This is a genomic window from Pantoea sp. EKM21T, from assembly GCF_011800405.1.
Lineage (GTDB): Bacteria > Pseudomonadota > Gammaproteobacteria > Enterobacterales > Enterobacteriaceae > Pantoea > Pantoea agglomerans.
In genome coordinates this window covers 217,962-240,011 of the sequence record NZ_JAALFV010000005.1, presented here as the reverse complement: position 1 = coordinate 240,011, position 22,050 = coordinate 217,962, and the positions used below count along the sequence as shown (strand labels likewise).

At 55.6% G+C, this 22,050-nt stretch carries 21 protein-coding genes; 11 read left to right on the top strand and 10 right to left on the bottom strand.

The features are described from left to right. Positions 1 to 172 precede the first annotated feature (172 nt). Positions 173 to 1,246: a DUF1176 domain-containing protein gene (locus HFD87_RS12350; protein WP_010259965.1), complete on the top strand. Its 1,074-nt coding sequence runs from the start codon at positions 173 to 175 to the stop codon at positions 1,244 to 1,246. Here HFD87_RS12350 and ampH read toward each other — a convergent pair. The 5 genes from ampH to amiA all read right to left on the bottom strand — a co-directional run bounded on the left by ampH (position 1,243) and on the right by amiA (position 7,880). Beyond that, entirely contained in the window at positions 1,243 to 2,406 is a 1,164-nt protein-coding gene (ampH, locus tag HFD87_RS12345; RefSeq protein ID WP_010259962.1) for a D-alanyl-D-alanine-carboxypeptidase/endopeptidase AmpH, read from the bottom strand. The genes HFD87_RS12350 and ampH overlap by 4 nt on opposite strands. 256 nt (positions 2,407 to 2,662) lie before the next feature. Then, complete coding sequence (tkt, locus tag HFD87_RS12340; protein ID WP_167423498.1) at positions 2,663 to 4,663, bottom strand: transketolase; 2,001 nt, start codon at positions 4,661 to 4,663, stop codon at positions 2,663 to 2,665. Positions 4,664 to 4,720: 57 nt separating this feature from the next. Beyond that, positions 4,721 to 5,671 (bottom strand): transaldolase, encoded by a 951-nt coding sequence (tal, locus tag HFD87_RS12335; protein WP_010259954.1) that lies wholly within the window; start codon positions 5,669 to 5,671, stop codon positions 4,721 to 4,723. A gap of 345 nt (positions 5,672 to 6,016) precedes the next feature. Next, a complete protein-coding gene (gene hemF / locus HFD87_RS12330; protein WP_010671360.1) occupies positions 6,017 to 6,931 on the bottom strand; it encodes an oxygen-dependent coproporphyrinogen oxidase in 915 nt (304 codons plus the stop codon). 100 nt (positions 6,932 to 7,031) lie between these two features. Further along, the gene (amiA, locus tag HFD87_RS12325; RefSeq protein WP_010259947.1) at positions 7,032 to 7,880 is read right to left on the bottom strand and encodes an N-acetylmuramoyl-L-alanine amidase AmiA; all 849 of its coding nucleotides are present in this window, start codon (positions 7,878 to 7,880) and stop codon (positions 7,032 to 7,034) included. A 207-nt stretch (positions 7,881 to 8,087) separates the two neighbouring features. On the opposite strand from amiA, the gene HFD87_RS12320 reads away from it, so the two are divergent. The 10 genes from HFD87_RS12320 (at position 8,088) to HFD87_RS12275 (ending at position 16,862) form a co-directional block, all read left to right on the top strand. After that, on the top strand, positions 8,088 to 8,513 hold the full coding sequence (locus HFD87_RS12320) for a GNAT family acetyltransferase (protein ID WP_003848834.1): 426 nt from the start codon (positions 8,088 to 8,090) through the stop codon (positions 8,511 to 8,513). After that, complete coding sequence (locus HFD87_RS12315) at positions 8,503 to 8,970, top strand: DUF2919 family protein (protein ID WP_010259942.1); 468 nt, start codon at positions 8,503 to 8,505, stop codon at positions 8,968 to 8,970. The genes HFD87_RS12320 and HFD87_RS12315 overlap by 11 nt, the downstream gene beginning before the upstream one ends. A gap of 65 nt (positions 8,971 to 9,035) precedes the next feature. Beyond that, positions 9,036 to 9,653: an RpoE-regulated lipoprotein gene (locus HFD87_RS12310; RefSeq protein ID WP_010671361.1), complete on the top strand. Its 618-nt coding sequence runs from the start codon at positions 9,036 to 9,038 to the stop codon at positions 9,651 to 9,653. A 253-nt stretch (positions 9,654 to 9,906) separates the two neighbouring features. Continuing rightward, positions 9,907 to 10,923, top strand: a complete 1,017-nt coding sequence (locus tag HFD87_RS12305; RefSeq protein ID WP_167423497.1) for a sulfate ABC transporter substrate-binding protein — start codon at positions 9,907 to 9,909, stop codon at positions 10,921 to 10,923. Then, a complete protein-coding gene (gene cysT / locus HFD87_RS12300; RefSeq protein WP_010259932.1) occupies positions 10,923 to 11,756 on the top strand; it encodes a sulfate/thiosulfate ABC transporter permease CysT in 834 nt (277 codons plus the stop codon). The genes HFD87_RS12305 and cysT overlap by 1 nt, the downstream gene beginning before the upstream one ends. Continuing rightward, the gene (cysW, locus tag HFD87_RS12295) at positions 11,756 to 12,631 is read left to right on the top strand and encodes a sulfate/thiosulfate ABC transporter permease CysW (protein ID WP_010259929.1); all 876 of its coding nucleotides are present in this window, start codon (positions 11,756 to 11,758) and stop codon (positions 12,629 to 12,631) included. The genes cysT and cysW overlap by 1 nt, the downstream gene beginning before the upstream one ends. Beyond that, complete coding sequence (cysA, locus tag HFD87_RS12290) at positions 12,621 to 13,709, top strand: sulfate/thiosulfate ABC transporter ATP-binding protein CysA (RefSeq protein ID WP_111534420.1); 1,089 nt, start codon at positions 12,621 to 12,623, stop codon at positions 13,707 to 13,709. The genes cysW and cysA overlap by 11 nt, the downstream gene beginning before the upstream one ends. 81 nt (positions 13,710 to 13,790) lie before the next feature. After that, complete coding sequence (gene cysM / locus HFD87_RS12285; RefSeq protein WP_010259921.1) at positions 13,791 to 14,675, top strand: cysteine synthase CysM; 885 nt, start codon at positions 13,791 to 13,793, stop codon at positions 14,673 to 14,675. Positions 14,676 to 14,844: 169 nt separating this feature from the next. Then, on the top strand, positions 14,845 to 15,525 hold the full coding sequence (locus HFD87_RS12280; RefSeq protein WP_010671364.1) for a response regulator transcription factor: 681 nt from the start codon (positions 14,845 to 14,847) through the stop codon (positions 15,523 to 15,525). Further along, positions 15,522 to 16,862: an ATP-binding protein gene (locus HFD87_RS12275; RefSeq protein ID WP_167423496.1), complete on the top strand. Its 1,341-nt coding sequence runs from the start codon at positions 15,522 to 15,524 to the stop codon at positions 16,860 to 16,862. The genes HFD87_RS12280 and HFD87_RS12275 overlap by 4 nt, the downstream gene beginning before the upstream one ends. Before the next feature lie 61 nt (positions 16,863 to 16,923). Here HFD87_RS12275 and crr read toward each other — a convergent pair whose 3' ends face one another. The 5 genes from crr to cysZ all read right to left on the bottom strand — a co-directional run bounded on the left by crr (position 16,924) and on the right by cysZ (position 21,878). Next, positions 16,924 to 17,424, bottom strand: a complete 501-nt coding sequence (crr, locus tag HFD87_RS12270) for a PTS glucose transporter subunit IIA (protein ID WP_010259911.1) — start codon at positions 17,422 to 17,424, stop codon at positions 16,924 to 16,926. A gap of 42 nt (positions 17,425 to 17,466) precedes the next feature. Next, a complete protein-coding gene (gene ptsI, locus HFD87_RS12265) occupies positions 17,467 to 19,194 on the bottom strand; it encodes a phosphoenolpyruvate-protein phosphotransferase PtsI (protein ID WP_010259908.1) in 1,728 nt (575 codons plus the stop codon). 161 nt (positions 19,195 to 19,355) lie between these two features. Continuing rightward, positions 19,356 to 19,613, bottom strand: coding sequence for a phosphocarrier protein Hpr (gene ptsH, locus HFD87_RS12260; protein WP_003848868.1), 258 nt, complete (start codon positions 19,611 to 19,613; stop codon positions 19,356 to 19,358). A 387-nt stretch (positions 19,614 to 20,000) separates the two neighbouring features. Beyond that, positions 20,001 to 20,969: a cysteine synthase A gene (gene cysK, locus HFD87_RS12255; protein WP_010671366.1), complete on the bottom strand. Its 969-nt coding sequence runs from the start codon at positions 20,967 to 20,969 to the stop codon at positions 20,001 to 20,003. Positions 20,970 to 21,110: 141 nt separating this feature from the next. Beyond that, on the bottom strand, positions 21,111 to 21,878 hold the full coding sequence (gene cysZ, locus HFD87_RS12250; RefSeq protein ID WP_167423495.1) for a sulfate transporter CysZ: 768 nt from the start codon (positions 21,876 to 21,878) through the stop codon (positions 21,111 to 21,113). Between the last annotated feature and the right edge of the window lie 172 nt (positions 21,879 to 22,050).

Sequence of the window (22,050 nt, the reverse complement as noted above, 5' to 3'; positions counted from 1 at the left end):
CTGTTGCAGCGTGACGGCGTTGAGCGTGGAAAGTGAAGCATAATCCACTTTTCATGCACGCTTTTTAAGCAGTTAACTGCGCTTTTTGCACAGGTTCACAGAATGGGAACCCTGGCAGGCCCGTTGATGCGCTATCCTCTCCACTCTGGGTATTCGGGGATCGATTTTCTTAATGTCGTATTGGATGAAATCGCTGTGGCTGTTGCCGTCTCTGTGGGTTGCCTGTGTTCAGGCGGAACCGTTGCAAAAGTCATTCAACGACTGGCAAATCACCTGCAACAATGAAGCCTTTTGCGTGGCGCGCAATATTCCGGGCGACAAAGGGTTAGTGATGACGATTTCGCGGCATGCGGGCGTCAACGATCGCCCCTTGCTGCGAATCGACTACGGCAGTGCCTACAGTGGCGCGCTGCCTGGCGGTTCGCTTCAGGATAACCTGCTACTGGATCAGCGTCGTCTGAAACCCGACCTCAAACACTGGACGGTTGAACCGCACCATCTCGCCACCAGCAATGCCATCGCAATTGATGAGTTTCTTGATCTGGTGATGGAGGCGAAAACCCTTCAGCTCACTTTCGATCCCAATGCGCTGATCTCCCTGCGCGGTATGAAGGCCGCGCTGTTGCTGATGGATGACACCCAGGGGCGGGTCAACAGCATGAGCGCATGGGTTAAGCGTGGCGATCGCGCCAGCTGGGATGTTCCACCACCGCCTGCGCTGCCGCCATTGCCGCCTGCTGTCGAGCCACCCGCGGCATTGACGCGCGATGAGACCAGCGGATTAATTGATTACGGCACCTGGCGGGTCAATACCGACTCCTGCTCACTCGATCCACTGCGCCGTGAAGTCAGCGTGGCGCCACTCACCGATCAGCGCGCGCTGCTGCTGGTGAGTTGTGAGATGGGGGCTTATAACGTGATCGATCTGGCGTTTGAAGTGACGCGCAGCCAGCCGTATGTCGCGCGCGGCATCACCTTAACTCTGCCGTTTACCCCACCAGGTGCCAGTGACCGACAGCTTGAGCTGATTAACGCCGAATATGATGCGGCCAGCGGCCAGCTCTACACCTTTGGTAAAGGACGTGGGTTGGGTGACTGCGGCAGTGCCACTCGCTGGCAGTTTGATGGCACGCGTTTTGTGTTAGCGGAGTATGCGGAGGAGTCGACCTGTGACGCCTGGCACAGCAGTGATGACTGGCCAACCCTGTGGGTCAGCCAGTCTGACGGTGGCGTACAGCAGCGTTAACGAATCGCCTGCACCATCATCGGTGAGCCAAGCTGATTGCCGACCAGTTCGGCCAGCATATTATTCACGCCGTCGCTCATTGGCGTAAAGCGGGTCAGCGGCGAGCGGGTCACCACCACAAATACCCCCACGTTATGCTGCGGCACCATCGCCATATAGGTGATGAAACCGCCGCCGCCGCCGGTTTTCTGAATAATGCCAGGGCGACCATTTTTCGGCCCCATAAAGACCCAGCCCATCCCCAGCGCATCCGCTTTACCCGGCACATCCATGCCTTCTACTTTGCTCAGCTGATCGCGACGATAGATCAGCGTCTGCAGTCGATCGATCTGCGGCGTGCGGTGGTTAACCGAAGAGTTAAGGAACTGCTGCATCCAGCGGCCCATATCATCCGGCGTGGAGTAAACGCCGCCGCTGCCAATCGCCGCCAGGGTGTTATTGCACGGACTGGCCCCTTTTTCCGCCACCATCAGGCGTCCGCACTGCTCTGGCGAAGGCGTAAACGTCGTGTCCTTCATGCCGAGCGGGCGGGTAATCAGCTGCTGAAACAGCGCCGGATAGGGTTTGCCGGTGGCGCGCGACAGTGCATCACCCAGCAGATCGTAGCCCAGGTTAGAGTAGGCGGCACTGCTGCCTGGCGCCGCTTTGAGGTTAGCGCGCGACAGCCACGCCCAGCGTTCACCACGGGTCGGCCAGACAAATACCGGACGCTGCGCTTTGCCGCCTGGCTGTTCGCGAGGCAGTCCGCTGGTGTGGGTCGAGAGATTGATCAGGCGAATGGGCTGACCATTGTAGGTGGGCACGCGTGAACCCGGCGGCGCATATTTACTCAGGGGATCGTCGAGGCGGATCTGTCCGCGCTCAGCCAGCTTCACCATCACTTCACTGGTCATCAGCTTACTCAGCGAGGCGATGCGAATCAGCGAATCTTTCTGCGGACGGACATTGTTGCCGGGACGGGTTTCACCAAAGCTGGCGAACACCCGCTGATTACCATCAATCGCCACCAGTGCCATGCCGGTTGCACCGCTGCCGTAAAAGATATGTTCCGCATAGCGATCAACAATCTGAGAGGCCAGCAGTGGATCGGGCGCGACCTGCGCCATGCTTTTTAATGGAAGCAGTGAAACCATCAGGGCCAGTAAATAGGGTGTGCGCATGTTCAACGGAAGTGGCTTCGCTATAAAATCGGAGGAAATCTGCCTTCACTCATCGGGATGCATCAGGACAGAACCGCGTTATCCTGGCAGAACAACAGCAGGAACAGACGGACAGCCAGCGCACAGGCAGCATTAAGTATGACGGCTCTATAGTAATGAGTTTGCGCAGGGCGGGAAGAGGGGAATGGAGTTTTTTTTATGTATCAGGCTATAAGTGGAAATGGCCCTTCCCGGTGAGCCGGGAAGGGCATAAGCATTAAACTGGCTTGAGTAATGCTTCAGCGTGGCTGACGATATTCTCAACCGTGAAGCCAAACTCCGGGAACAGCTGACTGGCCGGGGCCGATTCACCAAAGGTCGTCATACCGACAATCGCACCGTCCAGACCGACATACTTGAACCAGTAGTCAGCAATACCCGCTTCTACCGCCACACGCGCTTTCACGCCGCTTGGCAGTACGGATTCGCGGTAAGCGGCATCCTGCGCATCAAACAGGTCAGTAGAAGGCAGTGAAACCACCCGCACCTTGTGACCGCCTAAAGTGAGCTTATCCGCTGCACCCAGGGTGATCTCAATCTCTGAACCGGTCGCGATCAGAATCACTTCTGGTGTGCCGTCGCAATCCTTCAGCACGTAGCCGCCGCGTTTGATGTTTTCGATCTGCTCCGGGGTACGTTCCGGCTGCAGCAGATTCTGACGCGAAAGGATCAGCGCAGTCGGGCCGTGATGACGTTCGACGGCGGCTTTCCACGCTACGGCTGTTTCGACCTGATCGCACGGACGCCATACGCTCATATTTGGCGTCAGACGCAGGCTGGCGATCTGCTCTACCGGCTGGTGCGTCGGGCCATCTTCGCCCAGACCGATGGAGTCATGGGTGTAGACCAGAATCTGTCGTGCCTTCATCAGCGCAGCCATACGCGCGGCGTTTCGCGCATATTCGACAAACATCAGGAAGGTTGCGGTGTAGGGAACGAAACCGCCATGGTGCGCGATACCGTTACCAATCGCCGTCATACCAAATTCACGCACGCCGTAGTGAATGTAGTTACCGGCCGGATCCTCTTTGATCGATTTAGAACCGGACCAGATGGTGAGGTTACTCGGTGCCAGGTCAGCAGAACCGCCGAGGAACTCCGGCAGCATTTTGCCGTAGGCTTCCAGCGAGTTTTGTGACGCTTTACGGCTGGCGATTTTCTGCGGGTTAGCCTGCAACTCCTGAATGAACCGGGTCGCTTCGGTTTCCCAGTTGGCGGGCATTTCGCCATTCATCCGGCGCTCATACTCTTTCGCCAACTCTGGATGGGCTTCTTTGTAAGCCGCAAATTTTGCATCCCAGGCTTTTTCACGTTCAGCACCCGCCGCTTTGGCATCCCACTGCTGGTAGATTTCAGCCGGGATCTCAAACGCCGGATAGTTCCAGCCGAGCTGTTTGCGGGTCAGGGCAACTTCTGCCTCACCCAGCGCCGCGCCGTGCGACTCCTCTTTACCGGCTTTGTTCGGCGAACCGAAACCGATAATGGTGCGGCAGATAATCAGTGAAGGCTTATCGGTGACACTCTGCGCCTCTTTGATCGCCTCACGAATGGCATCAGCGTCATGGCCGTCGATGTCGCCAATCACATGCCAGTTGTAGGACTCAAAGCGTTTATGGGTGTCGTCAGTAAACCAGCCTTCGGTCTCGCCATCGATCGAGATACCGTTATGGTCATAGAAGCCGATCAGTTTGCCGAGACCCAGGGTCCCCGCCAGTGAACAGACTTCGTGCGAGATGCCTTCCATCAGACAGCCATCGCCCATAAACACATAGGTGTGGTGATCGACAATCTCATGATCCGGACGGTTAAACTGTGCGGCCAGCGTGCGTTCTGCAATGGCTAAGCCCACGGCGTTAGCCAGTCCCTGACCCAGCGGGCCGGTGGTGGTTTCAACGCCTGGGGTGTAGCCGATTTCCGGGTGACCTGGCGTTTTAGAGTGCAGCTGCCGGAAATTTTTCAGCTCTTCAATCGGCAGGTCATAACCGCTCAGGTGCAGCAGGCTATAAAGCAGCATCGAGCCGTGGCCGTTGGAGAGGATAAAGCGGTCGCGATCAAGCCAGGCGGGATTGGTCGGATTATGCTGGAGGAAGTCGCGCCACAACACTTCGGCGATATCGGCCATTCCCATTGGCGCACCGGGGTGGCCTGAATTTGCCTTCTGTACCGCATCCATGCTCAGTGCACGAATCGCGTTTGCCAACTCTCTGCGTGAGGACATAAAGTTCTCCCTTGTTATGCATCAGGGCGGGAAAGTCCCGCCCGACTAAAATAAAGACTACAGGCGTGCGGCGAGCACATCTTCCAGCTTCTGCTGGTCAACCGCGAACTGGCGGATGCCGTCAGAGAGTTTTTCAACTGCCATTGGATCCTGATTATGTTCCCAACGGAACTCCGCCTCGGAGAGCGGCGACGGCTGGTGGAAACCTTCAGTTGAAGGCTCCAGTTTGCGCTCAAGCGGCGCATCACTGTTCTGCAACTCTTCCAGCAGGTTAGGTGACAGGGTCAGGCGGTCGCAGCCTGCCAGCGCGATAATCTGCTCCACTTTACGGAAGCTGGCGCCCATGATGATGGTGCTGTAACGGTGCTTTTTGTAGTAATCGTAGATGCGACGCACGGATTTCACGCCCGGATCTTCATCTGCCACGTAGGGGTCCATGGGTTTGCGCGAGTTATACCAGTCGTAGATGCGTCCAACGAACGGGGAGATCAGGAACACGCCCGCTTCGGCACAGGCACGCGCCTGAGCAAAGGAGAAGAGCAGTGTCAGGTTGCACTGAATGCCGTTTTTCTCCAGCTCTTCCGCTGCGCGGATGCCTTCCCAGGTCGAGGCCAGCTTAATCAGTACGCGTGAGCGATCGATACCGTGCTCTTCATACATCCGAATCAGTTTTTCTGCTTTGGTCACACACATGCCACGATCGAAGGAGAGGCGCGCATCCACTTCGGTCGAAACACGGCCCGGTATGCTTTTCAGGATTTCCATACCAAGGTTGATCGCCACTTTGTCGCTGGCGTTAATAATCTGCGTCTCTTTGCTGCCGCCCTGTTTTTTGGCGTACTCAATCGCGTCATCCATCAGGTGCTTATACCCTTCGAGACCGGACGCTTTCAGAATGAGTGAGGGGTTGGTGGTGGCGTCTTCCGGGTGGTAATTACGAATCGATTCGATATCACCACTGTCCGCCACCACGGTGGTGAACTGTTTTAGGGCTTCTAGCTGGTTCATCTCTAAACTCCTTGAAAAGAAAAATGAAAGCGAACAGGGGGCACCTCAGGCCTCGCAGCCGGTCTGTGGCATGTTCTGCTACCGGGAACGCGAACCCATAACATTGCAACAGAGAGTTTCTGATGAACATGCGGTTTCTCTGATTGTTGCGCTGCGAGGCGGTGCGAAGGAGCCGTCATGCGGTGTTAACCGTGGGGTGCGCCATATTCCACCCATAAGCATAGCAGTCAGGAGGAATGACGCAGGCCACACTGTAGCAATCTGTGCCCTGTGAAAGGGGACGTGTCGGGAAGGAGGAGGGAAGCGCAGCGCGGGTTGAGGCCCGCACTGCCGCAGCAGACGTGATCAGACTGGCAGATTCAGCCAGTTCTTCACCGGCAGGAAATCGCGATAGAGGGCGGCTTCAGGTGAGTCGGCATCGGGCTGATAATCATATTCCCAGCGCACCAGCGGGGGCATCGACATCAGGATCGATTCAGTGCGACCGCCGGTTTGCAGACCAAACAGCGTGCCGCGGTCCCACACCAGATTAAACTCCACATAGCGACCACGGCGATAGAGCTGGAACTGACGCTCACGATCGCCCCACGGGTGATCTTTACGGCGCGCCACAATCGGCCGATAGGCATCCATAAAGCCGCGGCCAACCGCCTGCATGAAGCTGAAGCTCTGCTCAAAGTCGGGCGTATTGAGATCGTCAAAAAACAGGCCGCCAATGCCGCGCTGCTCATCACGATGCTTCAGATAGAAATAGTCATCACACCACTTTTTATAGCGCGGATAGACATCCTCGCCAAAAGGCTGGCAGAGGTCAGCGGCGGTCTGGTGCCAGTGCAGCGCATCTTCTTCGAAGCCATAAAAAGGGGTCAGGTCAAATCCGCCACCAAACCACCAGACCGGATCGGCACCCGGTTTCTCCGCGATAAAAAAGCGCACGTTGGCGTGGCTGGTAGGTACATAAGGGTTGTTCGGGTGGATCACCAGCGACACGCCCATTGCTTCAAAGCTGCGACCCGCCAGCTCCGGCCGGTGTGCAGTGGCGGATGCCGGCATCTGATCGCCATGCACGTGCGAAAAGTTGACGCCCGCCTGCTCAAACACCGCGCCGTTGCGCAGGACGCGGCTCTGACCGCCGCCGCCGCCAGGGCGCTGCCAGCTATCTTCAGCAAACGCTGCGCCGCCATCTTCAGCCGCCAGCTGGTTACAAATCTCATCCTGCAATGCGAGCAGGAACGCTTTTACGCGGGAAATATCAGCCATTTTTTCGCTTATGGTTTGTCAAAGTCTGACGCGATTATACGCAAAACCGCGCCGCTTGCATGAGTGCGGCGAGTCGCACGGCCTGAACCGGCGACATGCATCAGGCGTTGCGGCGATCAAACTCATCAAAGTAATTGACGATGCCGCTGGCAATAGCCGAGGCGATTTTCTGACGAAACGCGGTGGTGCCGAGCAGCTGCTCTTCACGCGGATTAGTAATAAAGGAGGTTTCGACCAGCACCGAGGGGATCGACGGTGACTTGAGTACTGCGAAGGCCGCCTGCTCGGTGTGCTGGCTGTGAAGATGATGAACCGGGCGGATCTGATCCAGGACATGCTTGCCCAGCGTCAGGCTGTTTTTGATGGTGTCCGTCTGCACCAGATCGAACAGAATCTGCTGCAGATAGTGATCCTGCTGCTGCGCTTTCACGCCACCCAGCTTGTCCGCATCGTTCTCCCGCTGTGACAGATAACGCGCCATCGAGCTGCTGGCACCGCGATTAGAGAGCGCAAACACCGAGGCACCGCTGGCATCGGGACTGGTAAAACCGTCGGCATGAATCGACATAAAGAGATCTGCGCCGTGCTGGTGGGCGATCTCTACCCGCTGATAGAGCGGAATAAAGTGGTCGCTGTCGCGGGTCAGACGCACTTCTATGCGCGGATGGCTCTGTAGCTGACGCTGCACGTTACCGGCAATCTCCAGCACGATGTGTTTCTCTTCGGAACCCTCTTCGCCAACGGCACCAGAGTCGATGCCGCCGTGACCTGGGTCGATCATCACGATACGTTTCCCGTTCTTAGCGGGCGGGGCAGGGCGCGAGTGACGATTTGCACCAGTAAGCGCAGACTGCTCTTTAGCCTGAACCGCGCGCGGCGATAAAATGGCCAGAGCCAGCCCGGAAAGCAGTAACTGACGGCGATGAATCAAACGTTTAAGCAGGTGCATGTGCGGGTCCGGTAACAGGAATCTTGCCGGTGTTATAGCCTAAGGGGCTGCTGCCTGCGATCACAGAACCATTTCAGGGCATTACTTTGTATTGCAGGTCGCGAACAGTAAATTTGCGCTTTTTTATTTGTCGCCCGTCATGGAGGGTTGCGTGCGGCAGAGAATGCGTGATAATCAGCAAATTGTGCTTATTTGCAGGTAAAGAAGATGGAAATCCGCGCCTTCCGCCAGGAAGATTTTGAAGAAGTGATCACCTTATGGGAACGTTGCGATTTGTTACGGCCATGGAACGATCCTGAGCTGGATATCGAACGCAAAATGAATCACGACCCCGATCTCTTTCTGGTCGCTGAAGTGGGCGGCGTGGTCGTTGGCACACTGATGGGCGGCTATGATGGCCATCGTGGCGCGGCTTACTATCTGGCCGTGCATCCCGACTACCAGGGACGCGGCTTTGCGAATGCGCTGATGAACCGTCTGGAGAAGAAGCTTATCGCGCGCGGCTGTCCGAAACTGCATCTGATGATCCGTGAAGAGAATGATCAGGTGGTGGCGTTCTATGAGAAGCTTGATTATGAGCCGGTCGATGCGCTGCTGTTTGGTAAACGTCTGATCGAAGATCGTGAATACTAAGCCGTCACCGGGCTATCTGCCGGACGAGTATGACGCCAGAGGGCAGCTGCGGCTGCCGTTTCTTTTTTGGCTGATCCTGTTACTCCAGGCACGGACCTGGCTGCTGCTGGTAATGGCCGGTGCGTCTCGGCAGCAGGGCAACGATCTGCTGGCGCTGTTCTATCCGGATCGTCAGGCGTTCTGGATCGGTCTTGCGCTGGGTTTACCGGCGCTGGCGGGCCTGCTGCTGACCGGGTATCGCACCCGCCTGCCGCGACTCTGGCAGCACTGGCGCAGCGTGCTGGCGCTGTCGCTGCTGGTGAATCTGCTCTGGCAGGGAATGCAGTTTGTGCAGGGCGATCTGCTCACCTCACCGCTGCCATTGCTGCTGACGCTCTTTGACCTGCTGGCGCTGATCTGGCTGCAATCCAGCCGCCGCTGTCGCGACTGCTTTCTGCCCGAACATCATCTTCACTAAACTTTTTGTCGCTTTGCGACTCCAATCAGTTCCGCCTTTCCGGCATCGCATTTACAGGAGTTCTCATGAAAGCTGTTCGTTCCACGCTACTGATCGCCGCGGTTGTACTGAGCGGCTGTGCCAGTTCGGGTTCCGGCGCTGACAGCAGCCAGCAGGCAAGCTGGTGGAATCCGCTGACGTATCACTGGTCTTCGGCGCTGCCGTGGAACTGGTTCGGTTCCTCGCTGACCGCGACTGAACAGGGTGTGGGTGGGTTAACTGCCTCGACCGCCATGAAAGAGGACGCGATTAATGCCGGACTGAACGGTGACTATAGCCTGCGTCAGGGCATGCGCAGCCAGAATGGTCAGGTGGTCTCTTTCTGGCAGGCGCTGGATGATGGCAACGTTAAACTGGTGATTTACGGGCAGTCGCAGGTCGAACGTATTGAGGTCATGGACAGCGCAATCGCCAGCAGCGATGGCAGCAAAGTGGGTGATGTCTTCAGTAATAAGTTCAGCAAAGCCTTCGACAACTGCACCTTAGCCAGCGGCACCGATGCGCGTGACGTGGCATGCCGTGCGCCTGGCAGTCAGCATCTGACCTATGTTTATCAGGGTGACTGGCATGGACCGGAGGGCTTAATGCCCTCGGACGATACGCTGAAAAGCTGGAAAATCAGCAAGATTGTCTGGCAGCGTTAATCCCTCGTCTTCAGCGCGCCGCCCGTCAGGCGGCCGCTGAGCCTCCCAAAACCTTTGCCGGCGCGCACGGCACGGGGTTCCTCCTCCCCATCGGCTTTTGCTGATTTCTGCATAAACAGTGCCGTCGTCTTATGCTTTTTTCGACTTTGAAATCATCAAACGATATATAAAACCGTTACTGGTTTTCACTGAGTTATAAATAAACTGGTGCCTCAGCGGGTGAGATCCGCATCAATCTTTTTCAGGGTGCCAAATGACATTACAAGCGATGAAAAAAATCGTGAGCGGTATCGCGTTGTCGCTGAGCCTGGCCGGCGCAGCCAATGCCACTGAACTTCTTAATAGCTCTTACGATGTGTCGCGGGAGCTGTTTGTCGCCCTGAATGCTCCCTTCGTTAAACAGTGGGATGCCAGCCATCCCGGCGATCCACTGACCATTAAGATGTCGCACGCCGGTTCATCGAAGCAGGCGCTGGCTATCCTGCAGGGACTGCGCGCGGATGTCGTCACGTACAATCAGGTTACGGATGTGCAGGTGCTGCACGATAAAGGCAACCTGATTGCCGCAGACTGGAAAAGCCGTCTGCCGAATAACAGCTCGCCTTTCTACTCCACCATGGCGTTTCTGGTGCGTAAAGGGAATCCAAAACAGATTCACGACTGGTCAGATTTGACCCGCAGTGATGTGAAGCTGATTTTCCCGAATCCGAAAACCTCCGGGAATGGTCGCTATACCTATCTGGCCGCCTGGGGCGCAGCGGATAAAGCGGACGGGGGCGATCAGCCCAAAACCCGTGCCTTTATGACGCAATTCCTGAAAAACGTTGAAGTGTTCGACACCGGCGGTCGCGGTGCGACCACGACCTTTGCTGAGCGTGGCCTGGGCGACGTATTAATTAGCTTTGAGTCCGAAGTGAATAACATCCGCAACCAGTACGGCAAAGATGAGTATGAAGTGGTGGTGCCGAAAACCAACATTCTGGCGGAGTTTCCGGTGGCATGTGTGGATAAAAACGTCGCCACCAATAAAACCGCTGATGCGGCCAGCGCTTATCTGAACTATCTCTATACACCTGAAGCGCAGAATATTATTACTCACTACTACTATCGCGTGAACAATGCACAGTTGATGGCGGAGCAGAAAGATCGCTTCCCGCAGACCAACCTGTTCCGGGTGGAAGAGGCGTTTGGCGGCTGGGATAAGGTGATGAAGACGCACTTCGTCAGCGGCGGTGAGCTCGATAAGTTGTTAGCGGCGGGGCGCGGATAATGTTTGCAGCCAGCCAGAAACGCGTGTTGCCCGGCTTTGGTCTCAGCCTCGGCACCAGCCTGCTCTTTACCTGTCTGATTCTGCTGCTGCCTATCAGCGCGGTGATCATGCAACTGTCGCAGATGACGCTGCAACAGTACTGGGATGTGGTGACCAATCCGCAGCTGATTGCCGCCTATAAAGTAACGCTGCTCTCTGCAGGCGTCGCCTCACTGTTTAATGCGGTGTTCGGCATGCTGATGGCATGGATCCTGACCCGTTACCGTTTTCCGGGCCGGACGCTGCTGGATGGCCTGATGGATCTGCCGTTTGCACTGCCTACGGCGGTGGCGGGTCTGACCCTGGCCGGACTCTTTTCGGTCAACGGCTGGTATGGACAGTGGTTCGCTCAGTTCGACATCAAAATCTCTTACACCTGGATTGGTATCGCCATCGCCATGGCCTTTACCAGCATTCCGTTTGTGGTGCGTACCGTACAGCCGGTGCTGGAAGAGTTAGGCCCGGAGTATGAAGAGGCGGCCGAAACGCTGGGTGCCACGCCGTGGCAGAGCTTCCGCCGCGTCGTGTTGCCGGAAGTGGCACCGGCGCTGTTGGCCGGAACGGCGCTCTCCTTTACCCGCAGCCTGGGTGAATTTGGTGCGGTGATCTTTATTGCCGGTAACATCGCCTGGAAAACGGAAGTCACCTCGCTGATGATTTTTGTCCGGCTGCAGGAGTTCGACTATCCGGCGGCCAGCGCCATCGCCTCGGTGATCCTGGCGGCATCGCTGATTCTGTTATTTGCGATTAACACATTACAGAGCCGCTTTGGCCGTCGTCTGGGAGGTCACTAATGGCTGAGGTTTCACAAATTAATCACGCTGCTCGTCAGCCAGTGAACTGGGGCAAGTGGCTGCTGATTAGTATCGGCGCGCTGATCTCGATTCTGCTGCTGGTGGTGCCGATGGCCTCCATCTTCTGGGAAGCGCTGAATCAGGGGCTCATTGTCGCCCTCAGCAATCTGGCGGATCCGGACATGCTGCACGCCATCTGGCTGACCGTAATGGTGGCGTTGATCACCGTACCGGTTAACCTGGTGTTCGGCACGCTGCTCGCCTGGCTGGTGACGCGCTTTACCTTTCCGGGGCGTCAGTTGCTGCTGACCCTGTTTGATATTCCTTTTGCCGTGTCGCCGGTCGTGGCCGGTCTGATGTATCTGCTGTTCTGGGGCGTTAATGGCCCGGCAGGCGGCTGGCTGGATGCGCATAACATCCAGATTATGTTTGCCTGGCCTGGCATGGTGCTGGCGACGGTGTTTGTGACCTGTCCGTTTGTGGTGCGCGAACTGGTGCCGGTGATGCTGAGTCAGGGCAGTCACGAAGATGAAGCGGCGGTGCTGCTGGGCGCCTCTGGCTGGCAGATGTTCCGCCGCGTAACGCTGCCGAACATTCGCTGGGCGCTGCTGTATGGCATCGTGCTGACCAACGCCCGTGCGATTGGTGAATTTGGTGCGGTCTCGGTGGTATCGGGATCGATTCGCGGTGAGACCTACACGTTACCGCTTCAGGTTGAATTATTGCATCAGGATTACAACACCGTTGGCGCGTTCACCGCGGCCGCCCTGTTAACCCTGATGGCAATTGTGACGCTGTTTCTGAAAAGTATTGTGCAGTGGCGTTTAGAGCAACAGCACAAACGCCTGCAACAGGAGGGAAATCATGAGCATTGAGATTAACAAGATCAACAAATCCTTTGGTCGCACATCGGTGCTGAACGATATCTCTCTGGATATTGCCTCGGGTGAAATGGTGGCGCTGCTTGGCCCATCAGGCTCGGGTAAAACCACGCTGCTGCGCATCATTGCCGGGCTGGAGCATCAGAACAGCGGTCACATCCGTTTTCATGGCAACGATGTCAGCCGCCTGCATGCGCGCGATCGTCAGGTCGGTTTTGTCTTCCAGCACTACGCGCTGTTCCGTCATATGACGGTATTCGACAACATCGCCTTTGGCCTGACCGTGCTGCCACGTCGTGAGCGTCCTTCAACGGCGGAGATCAAACAGCGTGTTACCCGTCTGCTGGAGATGGTGCAGCTGGCTCATCTGGCGAATCGCTTCCCGGCACAGCTGTCGGGCGGCCAGAAACAGCGTGTGGCGCTGGCGCGTGCGTTAGCGGTTGAACCGCAGATTCTGCTGCTGGATGAACCCTTTGGTGCGCTGGATGCTCAGGTGCGTAAAGAGCTGCGCCGCTGGCTGCGTCAGCTGCATGAAGAGCTGAAATTCACCAGCGTGTTTGTCACCCATGACCAGGAAGAGGCGATGGAAGTGGCGGATCGCGTGGTGGTGATGAGCCAGGGCAACATTGAACAGGTCGGCACGCCAGATGATGTGTGGCGCGATCCGGCGACCCGTTTTGTGCTGGAATTCCTGGGTGAAGTGAACCGCTTTGATGGTGAGATTCAGGGATCACAGTTCCATGTTGGCGCGCACCACTGGCCGCTGGGCTATACCTCGGCACATCAGGGTGCGGTTGAGCTGTTCCTGCGTCCGTGGGAAATCGACGTGTCACGCCGCAGCAGTCTGGAAACCCCGCTGCCGGTACAGGTACTGGAAGTGAGCCCGCGTGGACACTTCTGGCAGCTGGTCGTCCAGCCTGTCGGCTGGCAGAGCGAGCCGGTTTCGGTGGTGTTTGAAGGTGAGCAGACAGCGCCGATTCGCGGCGAGCGTCTGTTTGTTGGCTTACAGCAGGCGCGTCTCTATAAGGGCGATACGCCACTGCGCGCAGTTGCCTTTGCACAAAGCGCCTGATATTTTCTCTTCAACACCGGGCGGGAGTGTCACTCCCGCCTTTTTTTCGCATCTGGTTTGTAAGATGCCAGGAACCGCACCGTGACGACTCTCGAAAATACCATCGGCAATACCCCGCTGATCAAGTTGCAGCGCCTGACGCCCGCCAACGGCAGCGAGGTCTGGCTCAAGCTGGAAGGCAATAATCCGGCAGGTTCGGTAAAAGATCGCGCGGCCTGGTCGATGATCAATCAGGCGGAGCTGCGTGGTGATATTGCACCTGGCGATCAGCTGATTGAAGCTACCAGCGGCAACACCGGGATTGCGCTGGCGATGATCGCGGCGATGAAAGGCTACCGACTTCGCCTGCTGATGCCCGACAACATGAGTCAGGAGCGGCAGGACGCGATGCGCGCCTATGGCGCAGAGTTAATTCTGGTGCCCCGTGAACAGGGCATGGAGGGCGCACGCGATCTGGCGCAGGCGATGGCGGCGCGCGGTGAAGGCCGGGTGCTGGACCAGTTTAATAATCCCGATAATCCGCTGGGCCACTATCAGACCACTGGCCCGGAATTGTGGCAGCAGTCGAACCAGCGCATGACTCATTTTGTCTCCAGCATGGGCACCACCGGCACCATTACCGGCGTGGGGCGTTATCTAAAAGAGCTTAATACGGGCGTGCAGGTGATCGGTTTGCAGCCCAGCGAAGGCAGCAGTATTCCGGGTATTCGTCGCTGGCCGCTGGCCTATCTGCCGGGGATCTATCGTCCCGATCTGGTGGATGATGTGATGGATATGACGCAAAAGGAAGCGGAAGAGACGATGCGCGCGCTGGCACGCCGTGAAGGCATTTTCTGTGGCGTCAGTTCAGGCGGCGCGGTGGCGGGTGCGCTGCGCATTGCGCAGGCTAATCCTGGCAGCGTGGTGGTGGCGATCGCCTGCGATCGCGGTGATCGTTATCTCTCTACCGGACTCTACCATCAGTAACCTCTGCCGATGCGGAATCAGGCCTGTGCGAGCATTTACTGCCCACAGGCCTTTTTTTTAACCCCAATTTTCGGTGCCAGATAGACTGAATCTGTAAGGATCGCGTAAATCAGGCTGCGCGAATGTTCAGCACAGGACAAAATAGCGGCAATTCTCCAGAGAGATAACCATGAAAATTTTGCTTGTTGATGATGATGTTGAATTAGGCACGATGTTAAGCCAGTACCTGATCGGGGAAGGGTTTGATGCTCAGCTGGTTCTGACCGGCAGCGCCGGCGTGCAGGGCGCGTTATCGGGAGAGTTCACCGCCATGATTCTGGACATTATGCTGCCCGACATGAGCGGCATTGATGTGTTGCGTCAGGTGCGCCAGAACAGCCGGATACCGGTGATTATGCTGACCGCCAAAGGCGATAATATTGATCGCGTGATCGGTCTGGAGATGGGCGCGGATGACTATATGCCCAAGCCCTGCTATCCCCGTGAACTGGTGGCGCGTCTGCGCGCCGTATTGCGCCGTTTCGAAGAGCAGGCGCCACAGCCAGACGCCAGAGAGCCGCTGCGCTGGGGAGAGCTGATGCTTAATCCCGCCACCCGCATCAGCGAATGGCAGGGTAAAACCTTTGATCTGACGGCGTCGGAATTTAATCTGCTGGATCTGCTGCTGCGTGCGCCGGACAGAGTGGTGTCAAAAGATGAGCTCTCCGAAAAGGGACTCGGTCGTCCGCGTGAAGCCTATGACCGCAGCGTCGATGTGCATATCAGTAACATTCGTCAGAAGCTCAGTGCATTAACCGCTGACAGCATCAACATCGAAACCGTTCGCAGCATCGGCTACCGTATTCGATGAAGCAGAGTTACCGTGGACGCATGTTCTGGAAGATCTTTATCGGCTTCTGGATCGTTTTCGTCATTATGAGCCAGCTTATCTGGCTCGGCTTTACGCTCTCCGGTAAACGGCATGAACCGCCTGAACTCGTGGCTATCCGTCGTATTGTGGATCTGCAGATGACCTCCGCCGCGTCAGTGCTGGAGCGGGGCGGGCCTGATGCGCTGAATGCGATGCTCTCGGACTGGGATAACAGCGACCGGCAGTTCTTCCACGTCACCCAACAGACAAAACCGTCACAATCAGAAAACAGCGGCAACCTGGATATCAGAGGGCGCTTTCCTGAAGAGGTGGTGCGCTGGGTACGCGGTGCGGATGGCAAAGCCTATCAGCTGCGCTATGACCTGGATGGCATGCGTAAAGACAGCACGCTGAACATGATGCCGCGCAAATTTCTGAATATTCCTGAGCCGATGTTCGTCTTCGCCGGCTCGGTGGGATTGCTGTTCAGTCTGCTGCTGGCCTGGAATCTGACGCGACCTATGCGTCAGCTGCGGGAAGGATTTTCCCGCGTGGCTGAGGGCGATTTAAGCGTGCGGCTGTTTCCGATCATGCGTAAGCGCCACGACGAGATCTCAAACGTCGCTGAAGCCTTTGACGCCATGGTCGAGCGGCTCGATACCCTGGTGCGCGCCCGTGAAGAACTGTTGCATGATATCTCACATGAGCTCCGTTCACCGCTGGCCCGACTGCAGCTGGCGACCGGGCTGGCCAGACAGACGCCAGAAAGTGTGAACAGTTCGCTTGATCGCATTGATGAAGAGGCGCGTCGGCTGGACAAGATGATCGGTGAACTGCTGACACTGTCGCGGGCTGAGCATGAAAGCATCCCGGATGAGCAATATTTTGATCTGACCGGCTTACTTCAGGCGGTTATTACCGATGTCCGTTATGAAGCGCAGATCCCAGGCGTGCAGGTAGAGTTGCAGGTCGATGAGCGGGCCGATTACACCGTGCGGGGCAATGCAGAGCTGATACGGCGCGGAGCAGAGAATGTATTACGCAATGCGCTGCGCTTCTCTCAGCCAGGGCAGCGGATTGATGTTCATCTGCGCGCAGAACAGCAGTGGCTGGTGATTCAGGTGTGCGATCAGGGGCCGGGTGTCGATGAGGATAAACTCTCCAGCATCTTTGACCCGTTTGTGCGGGTGAATTCGCCGCTGATGGGCAAAGGTTATGGGCTGGGACTGGCTATCGTGCGCAAGGTGGTGCTGGCGCATCATGGTGAGGTCGAGGCAAGAAACCGGCCAGAAGGCGGACTGGAACTGACGCTGCGTCTGCCGCACTGGCAGCCCTGAACAGGCATACAGCAGAAACGATAACGGCACCCGCGGGTGCCGTTATGTTATGAACGAATGCTTACTTTCTGATGCGAATCACCGGCGTTTCGCCGACGGTGACCTGGCCAGTCAGCTTAATCAATTCCTTGATTTCATCCATGTTGGAGATGACAACTGGTGTCAGGGTTGATTTCGCTTTCTCTTCCAGCAACGGCAGGTCAAACTCGATAACCACGTCGCCTTTTTTGACCTTCTGGCCTTCTTCAGCGATGCGTTTGAAGCCTTCACCTTTCAGTTCTACCGTATCGATACCGAAGTGGACGAACAGCTCAATGCCATTGTCTGATTCGATCGAAAAAGCGTGATTGGTTTCAAAAATCTTACCGATAGTGCCATCAACAGGAGCAACCATTTTGTTGCCGCTGGGCTTGATCGCAATACCGTCGCCCACGATTTTTTCTGCAAACACCACATCTGGTACGTCTTCAATGTTCACGATTTCGCCTGACAGAGGCGCTACGATGTCAATTGTCCCAGCGCTATCCGTTTTTTCGCCAAAAAGTTTAGAAAACAAACCCATGATCTTCTCCTAAGCAGTAATTTGGGGCCAGCATCATGCGGATTAGCAGAGCGTTTTTTCCTTAATGAACTTGTTTACCAGGTTCATTAAATCTTCCGCTGTCGGTTGAGCCAGTGCCTGCTCCGCCAATGCCTTCGCATCTTCAAAATTAGTATTACGAATGATTTTCTTGATGCCAGGGATAGAAATGGCACTCATGCTGAACTCGTCCAGCCCCATTCCCAGTAACAGTAGTGTAGCACGTTCATCACCTGCCAGCTCACCACACATGCCGGTCCATTTACCTTCAGCGTGAGATGCATCAATGACTTGCTTGATTAAGTTAAGCACAGACGGCGCCATTGGGTTGTACAGGTGCGAGATCAAATCATTACCACGATCGACCGCCAGAGTATACTGCGTCAGATCGTTTGTCCCAATACTGAAGAAGTCGACTTCCTTCGCCAGATGATGAGCAATCACGGCTGAAGCCGGGGTTTCCACCATGATGCCGACTTCGATGCTCTCATCAAAGGCTTTACCTTCTTCACGCAACTGCGCTTTCAGCAGTTCCAGTTCCGCTTTCAGGCTGCGTACTTCTTCAACCGAAATAATCATCGGGAACATGATGCGCAGTTTACCGAAAGAGGAGGCGCGCAGAATGGCACGCAGCTGCGCATGCAGAATCTCTTTGCGGTCCATGGCGATACGGATAGCGCGCCAGCCGAGGAACGGGTTCTCTTCTTTTGGCAGGTTCATGTAAGGCAGGTCTTTGTCGCCGCCGATGTCCATGGTACGCACGATAACGGCCTGTGAACCCATAGCTTCAGCGACGGCTTTATACGCCTGGAACTGCTCTTCTTCGCTTGGCAGTGAGTCACGATCCATAAACAGGAATTCGGTGCGGTAGAGACCCACGCCTTCAGCGCCGTTACGTTCAGCACCGGCGATATCGCGCACAGTACCGATGTTGGCGCAGACTTCAACCTGATGACCATCCAGCGTAACGGCTGGCAGATCTTTCAGCTTAGCTAATTCATGTTTTTCCGACAGATACTGGTTCTGTACGGCTTTCAGCTCTTCCTGAATCGCTTCTGAAGGATTGACGTGAATCGCATTGTTAACGCCATCCAGAATCAGGAAATCGCCATTTTTAACCGTGACGGTCACATTGCCGGTACCGACAATGGCTGGGATCTCCAGCGAGCGCGCCATGATTGAGGTATGTGAGGTACGGCCACCCAGATCGGTGATAAAGCCCAGCACCTTCTTCAGGTTCAGCTGTGCGGTTTCTGACGGCGTTAAATCTTTTGCCACCAGAATGGATTCGTCCGGAATAGCGCTCAGGTCAACGATATGCAGACCGAGGATGTTTTGCAGCAGACGCTTACCGATGTCACGTACGTCAGCCGCACGCTCTTTCAGATATTCGTCATCTAACTCCTCCAGTGCTTTCGCCTGGCCATCGATGACCGAGTAAGCAGCAGCATCGGCAGAAGCGTGATCTTTTTTGATCAGGTCGATGATTTCCTGCTCCAGCTCTTCATCTTCCAGCAACATAATGTGGCCTTCGAAGATTGCTGCTTTCTCTTCACCGAGGGTTTCACCCGCTTTGACGCGAATCGCTTCCAGTTGTAATGCCGCTTTGCTGCGGCCATCGAGGAAGCGCTGAACTTCCTGCTCAACCTGGTCATCAGAAATTTTCTTGCGGTTGATGACGATCTCGTCTTCTTTCAGCAGCAGTGCTTTGCCGAAAGCGATACCTGGTGATGCTAAAATGCCTGAAATCATAACGCTACCTTTTAATCACGATGGCTGATGGGACTCTGTGCGGTGCCATTGTCGCGGGACACGTACTCTACGAAAGCAATAACGCGGACAGGTTGTCCGCGATCAAGATGTTTGCACTCAATGGCGCAGAGGAGTCGATTTGCTGGAGAGCTGAGCGGAGATTACTCCAGTTCAGCCATCAGTTTGACCAGATGCTCAACTGCTTTCTGCTCGTCTTCACCTTCCGCGGAAAGGGTCACAACCGTTCCCTGGGTTAAACCCAGTGTCTGCAGCTTGAACAGGCTCTTCGCGCTCGCTGATTTACCGTTAGAGGTCACGGTAATTTCTGACTGGAAAGCTTTGGCTTCTTTAACGAATTGCGCAGCTGGGCGAGTGTGCAGACCGTTTGGTGCAGTAATGGTAACTTCTTGCTGGAACATTCTATTTCCCCAACGTTATCAGGATGAGTGTTATGGATCTAAAGTCTAGCCTGGAGCCTTTACTTTAGCCTGTGTAGGTGCGCGGGTATAGCTTCATGCTGACCAAAGACGCGCATGCGTCAAATCTACAGTCCGTTGCGTCTCAAAACCGATTCTACACGTCACCGGTTAATTATGCCGTGATTCGCCGTTTCACTGAATCCGTAAATCGATTCAGCTTGATCCACTTCAAACGCGGATTAATTTCAGGCATCGAAATAATTGGCAGTCTAAATACCAGAGCGGCGTCACTGAAATCAATCTGCCGGGTGATGAAAGTGAGATCTGCACCACAAAAAAGCACCCGATTGGGTGCTTTTTTCTCCATTTTCGGACTATCGGCCTCTGCTACTGAAGCTCTTTTTCAGTGAAGAGATCGGCAAACAAGGCGGTACTCAGATAGCGTTCACCGGAGGAGGGGAGGATCACCACAATATTTTTGTTGGCGAAGGCTTCATCTTCCTGCAGCTTCAGCGCCGCGGCAACGGCAGCACCGGATGAGATACCGGCCAGAATACCTTCCTCTTCCATCAGCCGACGCGCCGTACTGATCGCCTCTTCATTGGTGATGGCCACGACGCGGTCCACCAGATTCAGCTCAAGGTTGCCCGGGATAAAGCCTGCGCCGATACCCTGAATTTTGTGTGGGCCGGGCTTGATCTCATCGCCCGCCAGCGCCTGAGCAATCACCGGGGAATCGGTCGGCTCAACCGCGACGGTAATCAGATCTTTTTTGCCTTTGGTGTTTTTGATGTAGCGGCTGACGCCGGTCAGCGTACCGCCAGTGCCGACACCGGCAATAAAGACATCCACTTCGCCGTCCGTGTCTTCCCAGATTTCCGGGCCGGTGGTCTTTTCATGGATTTCCGGGTTGGCCGGGTTGCTGAACTGCTGCAGCAGCACATATTTATCCGGATTGCTGGCAACAACCTCTTCAGCTTTGCTGATGGCACCTTTCATGCCTTTGGTGCCTTCGGTCAGTATCAGCGTCGCGCCCAGCGCCTTCAGCAATTTACGGCGCTCAACTGACATGGTTTCTGGCATCGTCAGCGTTAATTTATAACCGCGCGCTGCGGCGACATAGGCCAGAGCAATACCGGTGTTGCCGCTGGTCGGTTCAACCAGTTCAACACCCGGTTTCAGAATACCGCGTTTTTCTGCGTCCCAAATCATATTGGCACCGATACGGCATTTTACGCTGAAGCTCGGGTTACGGGATTCAACTTTCGCAAGGATGCGGCCGTTACCGATGCGGTTCAGTCGAACCAATGGCGTATGACCAATTGTCAAAGAGTTGTCTTCATAGATCTTACTCATAGCCTGTCCTTAACTGTATGAATTATTGGGAACCCTATGAGCATACCTTTTCTGCCTGGTGGCGGAAGGAAAGAAATCGTATATCTATATGTCGCCCGGCAATAAGCCCTGCTAAAAAGAGCATAAGGCGCGCTGATGAATTTAACGCAACTCATGACGTGCCAGCGTTGACCGGTAGCGATCGACCCACATGGCGGTGGCACCGCAGACGGCAACCGGCATGATCACCAGGTTCAGAACCGGGATCATGGTGAACAGACTGATTAGCGCGCCAAACTGCATATTGGCCGTTTTGTGCTGACGCAGGGCGTTGCGCATCTGCTGAAACGGCACTTTGTGGTTATCGAACGGATAGTCGCAATACTGGATGGACAACATCCAGGCGCTGAACAGGAACCACAGCACCGGCGCAACGGTCTGGCCAAAGCCAGGAATAAAGTAGAGCAGCAGCAGTCCCAGCGCGCGGGGCAGGTAATAACCCAGTTTTTGCAGCTCGCGCTTCATAATGCGCGACACATCCTTGATCATTCCAGCCCAGCCGCTGTCCGGCAGGGGCTTGCCTGTCAGGCGGCCTTCCAGTTGCTCGGCCAGCAGGCCGCAAAACGGAGCGGCAATTAAGTTTGCCAGGGTCGAAAAGAAGTAGCTAAACACCAGCACAATCGCAATCACTGACAGCGGCCATAACAGATAGCTCAGCCACTGCAGCCAGTCCGGAATATGGGCCATCAGCCGCGGGATCCAGTCACCGAGACGATAGAACAGCCAGATGAAAGCGCCACCCAGCATCACGATATTGATCAGCAACGGCATCACTACAAAGCGGCGAATGCCAGGCAGACGTACCAGTTTCCAGCCCTGGCTAAAGTAGTGCATGCCGTTAAAATTTGAGACGGAATTCTCAATGGCCATAAAGCCAGTTCTCCTGATGATGTTAAGGCGCGCCCACTATAACCTGGCTTTTTCTCCAGGCCAGGTGCCGTTTGGGTAAAAAAACAGCGAAAAAGCGTGGGTTGCCTATCTTATTTGTCAGAAAATAGTGCACAGACTTGCACTTGTGTAGCAGGGCAAATACAGTTAGAGG

Excerpts from the sequence above, each read along its gene's own strand:
- HFD87_RS12350 (WP_010259965.1), top strand. The coding sequence starts at position 173 with ATGTCGTATTGGATGAAATCGCTGTGGCTGTTGCCGTCTCTGTGGGTT.
- ampH (WP_010259962.1), bottom strand. The coding sequence starts at position 2,406 with ATGCGCACACCCTATTTACTGGCCCTGATGGTTTCACTGCTTCCATTA.
- tkt (WP_167423498.1), bottom strand. The coding sequence starts at position 4,663 with ATGTCCTCACGCAGAGAGTTGGCAAACGCGATTCGTGCACTGAGCATG.
- tal (WP_010259954.1), bottom strand. The coding sequence starts at position 5,671 with ATGAACCAGCTAGAAGCCCTAAAACAGTTCACCACCGTGGTGGCGGAC.
- hemF (WP_010671360.1), bottom strand. The coding sequence starts at position 6,931 with ATGGCTGATATTTCCCGCGTAAAAGCGTTCCTGCTCGCATTGCAGGAT.
- amiA (WP_010259947.1), bottom strand. The coding sequence starts at position 7,880 with ATGCACCTGCTTAAACGTTTGATTCATCGCCGTCAGTTACTGCTTTCC.
- HFD87_RS12320 (WP_003848834.1), top strand. The coding sequence starts at position 8,088 with ATGGAAATCCGCGCCTTCCGCCAGGAAGATTTTGAAGAAGTGATCACC.
- HFD87_RS12310 (WP_010671361.1), top strand. The coding sequence starts at position 9,036 with ATGAAAGCTGTTCGTTCCACGCTACTGATCGCCGCGGTTGTACTGAGC.
- HFD87_RS12305 (WP_167423497.1), top strand. The coding sequence starts at position 9,907 with ATGACATTACAAGCGATGAAAAAAATCGTGAGCGGTATCGCGTTGTCG.
- cysT (WP_010259932.1), top strand. The coding sequence starts at position 10,923 with ATGTTTGCAGCCAGCCAGAAACGCGTGTTGCCCGGCTTTGGTCTCAGC.
- cysW (WP_010259929.1), top strand. The coding sequence starts at position 11,756 with ATGGCTGAGGTTTCACAAATTAATCACGCTGCTCGTCAGCCAGTGAAC.
- cysA (WP_111534420.1), top strand. The coding sequence starts at position 12,621 with ATGAGCATTGAGATTAACAAGATCAACAAATCCTTTGGTCGCACATCG.
- HFD87_RS12280 (WP_010671364.1), top strand. The coding sequence starts at position 14,845 with ATGAAAATTTTGCTTGTTGATGATGATGTTGAATTAGGCACGATGTTA.
- HFD87_RS12275 (WP_167423496.1), top strand. The coding sequence starts at position 15,522 with ATGAAGCAGAGTTACCGTGGACGCATGTTCTGGAAGATCTTTATCGGC.
- crr (WP_010259911.1), bottom strand. The coding sequence starts at position 17,424 with ATGGGTTTGTTTTCTAAACTTTTTGGCGAAAAAACGGATAGCGCTGGG.
- ptsI (WP_010259908.1), bottom strand. The coding sequence starts at position 19,194 with ATGATTTCAGGCATTTTAGCATCACCAGGTATCGCTTTCGGCAAAGCA.
- ptsH (WP_003848868.1), bottom strand. The coding sequence starts at position 19,613 with ATGTTCCAGCAAGAAGTTACCATTACTGCACCAAACGGTCTGCACACT.
- cysK (WP_010671366.1), bottom strand. The coding sequence starts at position 20,969 with ATGAGTAAGATCTATGAAGACAACTCTTTGACAATTGGTCATACGCCA.
- cysZ (WP_167423495.1), bottom strand. The coding sequence starts at position 21,878 with ATGGCCATTGAGAATTCCGTCTCAAATTTTAACGGCATGCACTACTTT.